This is a genomic window from Vibrio sp. D173a (genome assembly GCF_030248475.1).
In genome coordinates this window covers 1-10,387 of sequence record NZ_JAHGAH010000098.1, presented here as the reverse complement: position 1 = coordinate 10,387, position 10,387 = coordinate 1, and the positions used below count along the sequence as shown (strand labels likewise).

The 10,387-nt window shown below is 43.9% G+C and carries 8 protein-coding genes and 2 pseudogenes; 3 read left to right on the top strand and 7 right to left on the bottom strand.

The window, feature by feature from the left end; genetic code table 11:
* Positions 1-382 precede the first annotated feature (382 nt).
* From KIV40_RS11155 to KIV40_RS11145, 3 genes are all read right to left on the bottom strand, one after another.
* Positions 383-1,747 carry a YjiH family protein gene (locus KIV40_RS11155; RefSeq protein WP_005533370.1) on the bottom strand — a complete coding sequence of 455 codons (1,365 nt, stop codon included), beginning with the start codon at positions 1,745-1,747 and terminating at the stop codon, positions 383-385.
* 470 nt (positions 1,748-2,217) lie between these two features.
* The gene (locus KIV40_RS11150; RefSeq protein WP_285349219.1) at positions 2,218-2,889 is read right to left on the bottom strand and encodes a YoaK family protein; all 672 of its coding nucleotides are present in this window, start codon (positions 2,887-2,889) and stop codon (positions 2,218-2,220) included.
* A 180-nt stretch (positions 2,890-3,069) separates the two neighbouring features.
* Positions 3,070-3,471: a GFA family protein gene (locus KIV40_RS11145; RefSeq protein ID WP_012129778.1), complete on the bottom strand. Its 402-nt coding sequence runs from the start codon at positions 3,469-3,471 to the stop codon at positions 3,070-3,072.
* Between the two features lie 149 nt (positions 3,472-3,620).
* Here KIV40_RS11145 and KIV40_RS11140 point away from each other — a divergent pair, with 149 nt between their 5' ends.
* Together KIV40_RS11140 and KIV40_RS11135 are read left to right on the top strand one after the other, a co-directional pair.
* Positions 3,621-4,250, top strand: coding sequence for a hypothetical protein (locus KIV40_RS11140; protein ID WP_228174163.1), 630 nt, complete (start codon positions 3,621-3,623; stop codon positions 4,248-4,250).
* 123 nt (positions 4,251-4,373) lie between these two features.
* Positions 4,374-5,660: a peptidoglycan DD-metalloendopeptidase family protein gene (locus KIV40_RS11135; RefSeq protein ID WP_285349216.1), complete on the top strand. Its 1,287-nt coding sequence runs from the start codon at positions 4,374-4,376 to the stop codon at positions 5,658-5,660.
* Positions 5,661-5,695: 35 nt separating this feature from the next.
* Here the strand turns inward: KIV40_RS11135 and KIV40_RS11130 are convergent, their stop codons facing one another.
* From KIV40_RS11130 to KIV40_RS11120, 3 genes are all read right to left on the bottom strand, one after another.
* On the bottom strand, positions 5,696-7,516 hold the full coding sequence (locus KIV40_RS11130) for a bifunctional diguanylate cyclase/phosphodiesterase (protein ID WP_228174162.1): 1,821 nt from the start codon (positions 7,514-7,516) through the stop codon (positions 5,696-5,698).
* 264 nt (positions 7,517-7,780) lie between these two features.
* Positions 7,781-8,563: an ABC transporter ATP-binding protein gene (locus KIV40_RS11125; protein ID WP_285349214.1), complete on the bottom strand. Its 783-nt coding sequence runs from the start codon at positions 8,561-8,563 to the stop codon at positions 7,781-7,783.
* A gap of 79 nt (positions 8,564-8,642) precedes the next feature.
* On the bottom strand, positions 8,643-9,401 hold the full coding sequence (locus tag KIV40_RS11120; RefSeq protein WP_134977577.1) for a siderophore ferric iron reductase: 759 nt from the start codon (positions 9,399-9,401) through the stop codon (positions 8,643-8,645).
* 219 nt (positions 9,402-9,620) lie between these two features.
* Here KIV40_RS11120 and KIV40_RS11115 point away from each other — a divergent pair.
* Positions 9,621-10,229, top strand: a pseudogene (locus KIV40_RS11115) (helix-turn-helix transcriptional regulator); the annotation flags it as partial.
* A gap of 33 nt (positions 10,230-10,262) precedes the next feature.
* On the opposite strand, the pseudogene KIV40_RS11110 reads toward KIV40_RS11115, so the two are convergent.
* A pseudogene (locus KIV40_RS11110) lies at positions 10,263-10,387 on the bottom strand (IS5/IS1182 family transposase); the annotation flags it as partial.

The following is a 10,387-nucleotide window of genomic DNA, read 5'->3' as shown; positions in this document are numbered from 1 at the left end:
TCATATGTGTTATTTTTGTTATCGACAGATTAATCAGAAACCTGAAGGTTAATTTCGACTTTGGTTATCAAAATGCGAACAAAAGGCGAGTTGTTTTATAAAGTTGTGAGATTGATCTTATTTGTTGAACTTCGTCATCAAACTGTTAAAAACATAAGAATAGTATCATTGACCCTTATATAAACAAGTCTGAGTTGTCGCTTTTCTTCAATTTAAACTAATGAATTTAAGGTTATATTTATAAGTTATACGTTAAAAGTAAGGCTATTAGAAAGCTGAATAGATAACGAGAGGTGTAATAAAAATGGCGTAAAATGTAACAGAAAGTCTTTAGATACAAAAAAGGCCCCGACAGAGCGGAGCCTTCTAAAATTGATCGATTTTAGAAAATCAAATGAGCTACACCAGCAATAACTGGAAGCGTAATCAGCGTACGTAGAATGAAGATAACGAACAGCTCTACGATGTTGACTGGAATCTTACTACCAAGAAGCAGTGCGCCCACTTCTGACATGTAAATTAGCTGTGTTACAGACATTGCTGCAATCACAAAGCGAGTCATTTCGTTATCGATAGAAGCCGCTAGGATTGCTGGGATGAACATATCTGCAAAGCCCACAACGATAGTTTGAGATGCTGCAGCAGCTTCAGGGATTTGTAGCAATTCTAGGTAAGGGATAAATGGTTGACCTAGGATTTCGAATACTGAGGTGTATTCTGCAATCACTAGTGCCACTGTACCCAAGCCCATAACGACAGGTAGTACACCAAATACCATGTCGATAGCGTTATGTACGCCTTCTTTAAATACTGACTGTACAGAAGTTACTTGGCCAGCGCGTTTTAGAGCAAGGTCCATACCCCATGAGAAAGTCGTGTGACCTGCAGGTACTGCATCTGCGTCTTTCTTAGGTGCGCTGCCATCGATGTAGCGGTCCTTCTTCAGGCTTAGCGGTGGTAAGCGAGGAATAATGATCGCCGCAACAATACCCGCTAGACAGATAGCGCCGTAGAAAGGTAGGAATAGGTGTTCTAATTGAACTTGTGCGATGACAACTAAGCTAAAGGTAATAGATACAGCAGAGAAAGTTGTACCGACGACAGCCGCTTCACGTTGAGTGTAGAAGTTATTTTCGTACTGCTTGCTAGTAAGCAGAATACCCACGCTGCCATCACCTAACCAAGAAGCCATACAGTCGATCGCACTACGACCTGGTAGGTTAAATACCGGGCGCATCACCTTACTTAGCAGCGCACCAAACAATTCTAGTAGACCGAAGTTAAGCAGTAGCGGCAGCAATAGACCAGCAAAAATGAATACCGCAAACAGCGTTGGTAGAAGACCAGTAAGCACTAGGCCACCAGTGTTCTCTTCCCAAATGGCTTTTGGACCAACTTGGAAGAAAGTCATCAGTACTGCAGCACCACCGATTAAGCGAACCATAAGCCACAATGGTGATGGATTAAATAGGCCGTTCAGGAAACCGTTACGCAGAATTGCCGCTGGCTTAAAAATTTTGCAAAGAACAGAAGCAACGGCCATGAAAGCAATAATAGCGGTAACGATAGCAATTAAAGTATCGCCAAGAACTGCAGGAATGACTTTTGCCATAACCGCAACAGGAATGGTCAGGCCACCATCGTAAGAGATAGGTGCCATGAAGAGTAGAAGACCAATCAGGGATGGGATGAAGAACATCCAAAAGTTGCCCTTAGGCGCTTCAGCAGCATTAGTGTTGTTATGCATTGTTTGTCTCGTGTTACTACTAGTCAATACTCGCCATATTCCATGACATAAATATTCACTAAACATCCGTATTTAATCACAGTGTGCGGAGATTACCCGCAAACTGCATCCTTTGCAATACTATTCATTAAATACATCTAGTTATTCAGCCGTTTTTTCGGTCAATTGAATCAAAACTAGGATCTTGTATATGAAATTGTTGCTCGTGTTAGAAAATTGTAGCACGTAGGCCTCTGTGAGCAGCCTGTTAAGCGACACAGTGTGACCAAAGCAATAAAAAGCCTAGCAAATGTGATTCGGATCTCAAGCTAAAAGCGGGCTTTTCTGCCAGTAGTTCCACTGTTTATAGGGGAATAAAGAACAAAAAGCTAAATCAGCCCATTTGATGGCGTTCGTTTAATGGATATGAAGAGTGAAGAAAGCGAAGAGAGTGACGGCTTAAGTAAAATGCTTAAACCGTCAGATAAAAGCTAGACTGGTTGATGGCGGCTCTGTAGGTAGAGGTAGCCCCAGTATGCGATAGCGATAACGAAAGCGAGAAGCGCAGGGAAGGCTAATGCGTACAGTCCAAAAACGTTAAACAAACCAGCACCAACCGTACCACCGAGTAAGAAGCCAAAGAAAATGAAGATAAAGAGTTTGGCTTTACGTCGGTCGAATTGACGTCCACGTAGGCTTTCTCCAATCATGATACCTAGGTCGGTAATGATGCCAGTCATGTGTGTCGTCCTTACAACGGCACCGCTGAAGGTGGTTATCATCGCATTCTGCAAACCACAGGCTGCAGAAGCAAGGTACTGACCATACACGTTACCTTGTACTAAAAAGCCCAAGCTCAAAAGTAGTAAGCTACCTTCGATACATAGTGCCACACCATAGCGGCGGCCGAGCTTTAGAGCGCTACTTTCGATAAAGAATCCGCTAAACGCAGAGCCAATCAAAAAGCTGAATACAATAAAAAGCAGGTGGATGGTTGAGTCCACACCTGTTAGTAAGCTATTCCCTAGCTGAGTTACGGTTCCGGAGAGATGCGTTATCGCTTGATGTTGAAAGCCGAGAAGACCTACGGCATTGACGCAGCCTGCTAGGAGAGCAAGCAGAAAGGCGCCATATTCCACCCAACGAGGAAGTCTGGAAATCACAATAAAACCTCACCAAATGTTAGGAGCAGATTATAACGCTCGTGGCGCGGAACTAAAGTCTTTCTCCCAGTACTCGGTTGATCATTCTCAATAAAATCTCAACTTTTGTTGAATGATGTTCTCAAACTTTGAGCAGGAGAGACATGTTGCATGTTTGTTTTCTTAATATGGCGTTGCCACTCAACCTGCGTGTTCCATCGTACAATCAAAGCTTACCCAGCCATGCTTCCTTTGTTCATAGATAGAAACCGTGGGTTCTGGAAACTCTTTGTTATTAAACAGTCCCATTGGAATGATTGCGTAATCGGGAGCGTCCGATAGCTGTAAGCGCATGGTTGTGCCGCATGCCGGGCAGAAGTCATATTGAACGTGATGACCTGAATCAGCAATACGAGTGTAACTGGTGATGTCACCATCTAGGATGACTTGGTTTTTGTTAAATCGAGCTTGAACGCCGAATACGCTTCCGGTTCGCTTTTGGCATTCAAAACAGTGGCAAATAGAGGTGCGAATGGGCTCCGCCGTGCAACGCAGTTGGACTAAGCCACAGGCACATTCACATGTGTGGGTGATTTTTGTCATCGTTATTACCTATTGGTTGCCCAACAAATAGTTTAGTTTAATTTTGAAACACTTGAGTCAAAATGAGCGGTCAGGTGTTGAGGTCTTGGTCGGTGAATTGGTATATACTCCGAACATAGACAAGAGAACAAGAACACAAGGAAGTCTTCATGGCTCGTAAGAGAATCCTGCCCATCCCCCTCATTCTTTTGATCCCAATCGTTCTGTTAGTGGTGGTGATCATCGCGGGCATTTATCGTTTTAGCCTTTCTGACGATGAGATCATGGCGAAATTTCCTCAAGTGCAGGCACAATCAAATCCAATCGTAGCAGAAGTGCTAGGTATTCAGTCACGCAACCCGTGGACGGTTCAGGTTCCTGAGCAGAGCGCTGTTACGTTTCTTGAACAATGGGATAAAGAGCACGGCTTCTTGAAAGGTCACTACGATGCAGGTGCTACCAAAGGTGAAGTACTGGTTCCAATCGAGTTTATCGTTCAACGTGATATCAATGAAACCCCATGGATTGTGGCTCCAGTTATCGTAACGACACAGGGCTCAGGCGCGTTTTACTATATCGGTTTGTTTAAATTTGATGCTGTGCCAAGCCGAGTTGTTTTATTGAACAGTGTTTTCATCGGTGACCGAATTAAAATGTCTTCTTTGAAGTGGGAAAGTGACACGCAAATTTCTCTGTCTTATCTTCAACATGGCGAAAATCAAGCGATGGCAGAACAACCAAATCAATTGAATTCGACGACACTTAAGCGTGTAGGCAATAACCTACATATGCAACAGTAATGAATTTTTTTGTCTCCTGTAAAAAATAAGTGTTTTCTGCGCTAGATCTCGTAATTTACTAGTGATTTCTTATGCGGGAATGCATAAGCTATTAGCCTTGTTATAAAGGAGATAGTAATTCCCGTGTCTACAAATGAAGTTACAACAAGACGGTTGCCGAATCTGACAAGTCGTAAAGCGCTACTGTTGTACTCCTTGCCAGTATTAGTTGCGATTGGTGTTTCCAACTCTCTCAAAGAGTCTTCCCTTACTAAAACCATCGCATTGAACCTGCCTGAAACGCAGGTTGTCGAAAATATTCTTGATGCGACAACAGCAGAAGTTGGCACTCCACCAAATTTTGAATACCAAATCCAAGCAGGTGATAACCTGAGTACCATTTTCAGCCAACTAGGCTTAGGCTACAGCTCGTTGATGAAAGTTATGGAAACGGATTTGAACTTCCTTGCTCTTGATACCTTGAAACCTGGTAACACACTGCGTTTTTGGCGCAATGAATCTACGGGCGAACTTGAAAAAATGGAACTGCAATTCTCTATTGCAGATAAAGTGGTTTACCATCGTAATGACGATGGCAGCTACGATTTCTCAGACATCTCAATTCCTGGTGTTTGGACGCAAGAGCCTTTGGTCGGTGTTATTCGAGGTAGCTTCTCGTCATCCGCAAATCGTTTGGGCTTGAGCTCAGCAGAAATCAGTCAAGTGGTTAACTTACTTAAAGAGCAAGTGAACTTCGGCAAAGATTTACGCGCTGGTGACCGATTTGAAGTGGTTCGCCGCTCTCAAAGTATTGATGGTATGCCAACTGGCAAGAACGAAATAGAAGCAATCAAAATTTATAACCGTGGTCGTGAAGTCACCGCTTACCTTCACACTGACGGTCAATTCTACAATGCGAAAGGTGAGAGCCTTCAGCGTGCTTTCCAACGTTACCCTGTTAGCCGAGGCTGGCGCATCAGTTCTGGATTCAACCCTAAACGTCTTCACCCTGTAACGGGCCGTGTAGCACCACATAACGGAACAGACTGGGCGGTACCGACAGGAACACCTGTAGAGGCAACGGGTGATGGTACCGTGATCATGACTCGCAAACACCCGTACGCAGGTAACTATGTGGTGATTGAGCATGGTAGTAAGTACAAAACTCGTTACTTACACTTAAGTAAGATCTTAGTGAAGAAAGGGCAGAAGGTCTCTCGTGGTCAACGCATTGGCTTGTCAGGTAAGACTGGTCGTGTAACTGGTCCGCACCTTCACTACGAGTTGATCGAATACGGCCGTCCGGTGAACGCAATGCGCGCGAAGATCCCAATGGCAAGCTCAGTGCCTAAGAAAGAAATGGCGAGCTTCATTACGAACCGTAATGAAATGGACAAGCTGTTAAAAGATAAAGAAAAAGCCTTTCTATAAAATGCAAAAAAGACCAAACACTGTTTGGTCTTTTTTTATGCGCTCTTCATTTGTTTGTCATTAATGATGCCAACCAGCTCATTGACGCTGTGAGGTCTTGAATAGAAATAGCCTTGTATGTGATGGCAGCCCATCTCTATCAATTTCTGTAAGGCCCTGTCGTCTTCAACCCCTTCAGCAATCAAATCGACTTCTAACAGTTCTGCTAATTGGGCAATGAGCAGCACTACTTGTTCTGACGTGGTGTTCGCCAACATATTTCGCACAAAGGTGGCATCGATTTTAATGCTGTCGATAGGGTAGCTATGGATGTAGTTCAAACTAGAATAACCGGTACCGAAATCATCCAGTGCAACTTTAAACCCGAGATAACGAAGTGAGTTCAGAACCATCTGTTCTCGGCCACTTTGCGACAACAATACGGTTTCGGTGAGCTCGATAACAAAGTCTGTCGCTTGGTGATCGTATTTCTCTAGAATACGAGTCAAGAAGTTCATATAACGGTTAGAGTCGACCAGTTCATGTGCTGAGCAGTTAATTGACAGTTTGACGTTATAGCCCAGCTGTCGCTCTAGCGCTTGTTTTGCACGACAAGCTAGCTCAACAATGCGTTCACCCAACTCAATGATCAATCCAGATTGCTCTGCGGCTTCAATAAATTCAACAGGTGAAATGTTTCCGTATACGTTGCTATTCCAACGAGCCAGTATCTCAAAGTAATCCCAGCGGTCGCTGGTAATATCGACTATGGGTTGTACCACGACGTACAGTTCTTCGTTCTCATCAATACTTAAGCGAAGTTGCTCTCGTAGTGCCTCAATCAGCTGTGTTTGGCGGTGGTATAGCGCACTTAAGTGCGTGTCATAATGCTGAATGCGTGTGTCACGGTGCTTTTTACAATCCTTAAGAGCCAAACTTGCATTTAGTATCAAGTCATCGCTATTGAGCATATGAACGGGGGCTCGCGCGATACCAATGCTAACGGTAAACGAAATACGGTTGGACTTGTCTGAGTACCCAGCTTCGATTTTATCCAGAATTTCCTGACATACCGCGACAGGGTCTTCGTCATAAGTAATAAAGGCGAACTCGTCCCCTGCGACACGAAAGGCGTTATTTGGGGATGTTAAGCTTTGTTGAATGGCATCCGCGGTAAACTTGATGATTTGGTCACCAATGTAGTTACCGTTGATGTCGTTAATCGATTTGAAATTATCAATATCTAGATAGGCAAGGCTAAAAGGACGAGTAGCCTGCTGTGTTAAGGTTTCTAACGTATCAGCTAAACAACTGCGATTGAGCAGACCGGTTAGATTGTCATGAGAAACTTCATAACTGAGTTGGTTGAGAAGTTTGTCAGAGCGTTCGCTGATCCATTTCTCTCGCAAACTATGAATGATGACGTTGGCGTAGAAACGGTGATGGAAGATAATCTCTTCGGCTTCAATTTCACTGATGGAGTGGGTAAATGTTGAGACTAAGATTCCCAATACTTCTCCTGTATGTGTTTTTAAAGGGAGCCCAATATAAGCTTGAATGCCGAGGTCTTGAAACATTTGGTCTTCAGGAAAGAGCTTGTAAACTTCATCTTGATAGAAGATGAGTTCACCAATGTCTTGTGCGACTTGCTCACAAGGTGTGCCCGTTAGGCCATAGCACATACTGTCTGCAATGGTTCCGCCGCTAGAGTTAGAAAGCGTCACCGCACAATGTTGTAGGTGGGCTATCTCAACTACGCAAGTACAGTAGCTTTGAAATTGCTGATGAAGCTCAAGTGTTACTCTGTCGAGTAATGCGCTGCCATTGAGTTTCAGAATTTCATCAAGTAACTGGATACTTTTTTGTTCATGAGCCATCAAATACTTTACCCGACGTTGTGTTCATCCGAACCGTGTTATTGTGAATCTCTTACACGATCTTTTTTCATTTAATAGATATGCATCACGTTAACTATTGTTTACTTCGTGTGATTTTTCAAACTCTGATTGCTTAAGGAAGGAATTTTTCAACTAATGGGTTAGCAAGGACAGAATCAACCTCTGACAAAAGTGGCTGTCCCCTTGGTAGTGACTAGATACTAGAGACTGCGCTATGTTGGTCTTTTGTGAGAGTTTCCTAAGCTACTCACAGACGACGACTTTCTCACTTGCTGCGGTGTTGGCTGGTACAGGATGGTCGATCAGTCGGATAGGGGATTCATACAGTGCAGACAACGCTTGTTCGTCGAGTAACTTATCGGCGCTTCCTTCAAATGCGATATGACCTCTCTTTAAAGCAACGATGTGTGTCGCGTAGCGCAGTGCGAGGTTCAAGTCATGCAGAATGACAATCACACCCACATCTTCTTCTTTATTCAGTTCAGACAGCAAACTCATCAGTTGAAATTGGTGATGAACATCCAGTGCTGACGTTGGCTCATCGAGGATCAATACTGGTGACTGCTGAGCGAGCAACATAGATACCCAAGCTCGCTGGCGTTCACCACCAGACAAATCGTCCGCCAATGCCTGCGAGAACTCAGCAACGCCCGTTCTTTTCATCGCTTGTTGGATAATGGATTGATCTTCTGAGTTCCAAAGACCAAAGGTGCCTCGCCAAGGAAAACGCCCTAGACGAACCAGCTCCTCTACCGTTAAGCCTGCAGAAGCTGGGAGCTTTTGCGGTAGATACGCGATCTTTTTGGCTAGGTTTCTGCTTTTGAAAGAGGAGAGAGAGGCACCATTTAACTCTACCGTTCCGTGATCCGGTGCCATTTGCCCTGAGAGCAAGTTAACCAATGTTGATTTTCCTGACCCGTTGTGACCAAGAATCACGGTGAGTTCATTCGTTGGAATGGAAAGCTCATCAATTGAGAGAATGGTTCGCTCTTCACGAACGATTTTGATGTTTGAAAGTTGAAACATGTTAGTACTGCCTCGACCAACAAAGTCATTTGATAAAAGCAAATGCACCTTTACTGGCCTTTGAAATTAGATGGTGGTGTTAAGCGCTCTTCTTGTTGTCTGGGTGCCTAGGACAATCTTCACAATATTTCCCAGAGTCACACTTATAGACTAAGCAGCAGCTGACCCTAACGAGCTTAAGCATTCCCGAAGTATCGTCGATTTTGAGGCTGTCTAAATGACTATCTGGCAGTTGGCATGCCGCTAACCATAGTTTCGCTTGCTCGGTTATATACTCATTGGTCAGGCTTTGCTCGTGCTGTTGCAGTTTGATTAAACAACCCAATAATAGATCCGCGAGTAAATGGTTGGTAAAGCCCGGGCGGATGCGTGTCCACTCACTAATCTGATCGCGGAAAAACTCAGTGAGTTCAAGTATGGCTTTACCAGCGTGTGGGATTAACTCTTCTGGCGTGCCGTGCTGATGGTCACCATTAAAGAAACGGTATCCTGTGACGAACTCTTTATACCTAAATTGACCAATATTCTTGATATCGGGCAGCGAATGAAGGCCGTATATTGAAACAAAGGTGACATAGACAGGTTGCCAGCATACTAGGTCCCAAGTTCGTGTTAACCAGTAGGCTTTACCCGCTTCAGGTTGACTCTTTGCAAGGCCATCGTATACGCGCTTGATTTCGATATGGCTATTATCATTCGTAATAGCGATACTTTTGCTGCTCAGAGAACCATAACTTCCACTAAGATAAGGCGTAATTTGTTTAGAGTAAGCGAAGATTTTTTGGTGTAGAGAAGGGGCTCTCCGACGAGTGAAAACATTGTGCAGCTGGGAAAGCATCTTAAACCATTAAATGAGAATTAGTTGCGTTATCATAGCGAGCCTTTTCGATGATAACCATACAAAATGGGGCATCTCCTCGGCGAAGTTGCAATGAGAGGGAAGGATGAATTGGGTGCGCTTTAGCCATTTTTAAGTGATAAAAGCGCCTTTAAATGATAAAAGTATCTCTGACATCTAATACGTTATGACCACTACCGGGAATTTAATTGCTTGACTATGAACACACCTGCATTTGACCGTATCAGCCGCGTTTTGGCTTATATCCATGCGAACCTCAGCTCGACACTATCATTAGAAGATATTGCGAAGCAGAGTTGCTGGTCACGATGGCAATTGCAAAGGGTGTTTCAAGCTGAAACCGGACTTACTGTTGCAAACTACGTGAGAGAACTTAAGTTAAGCCAAGCGGCTGAAGAATTGTTGGACAGCAAAGAGCGAGTGATCGATATCGCCCTTGGACTCGGATTCAATTCAGAGATTAGTTTTAGCCGTTCATTTAAGCAGATGTTTGGGGCAAGCCCTAGTCAGTACAGGAAGGCGGGGAAAAGAGTAGGGCTAAGAAAGCCGATACAAGTGTCTGAAACGGTAAGCGCTGAAGAAAAGGGCGCGCTAAGTTTCGTTAATGTGCGTATCGACGAAAGAGAGCCTTTCTTGGTTAAGGGGATTACCTCAGAAATCAGTGGTTTGTTTTCACTGACGCAAGATTTTGCCCAGAAAGTCCCTCAACTTTGGTCGCGTTTAGAAGGAGAAGTGACGCTTCCTGATGAGAATGCCTTTCAATTTATTGGTGTTGTCGACCTTACTCAATCGAGTTTTGATGGTACTAGGGCGTGTTGATCTTTGCTGTACATTTCGTATTCAGCAATACATCGGTAACCACATTAACATGAATGCCAGCGATAACATGCTGGCATAATTCCTTTCTAACTTGTCATATCTACTTGAAATAGCTCGATAATGCTTAATTCTCGCAAAGGCATTTT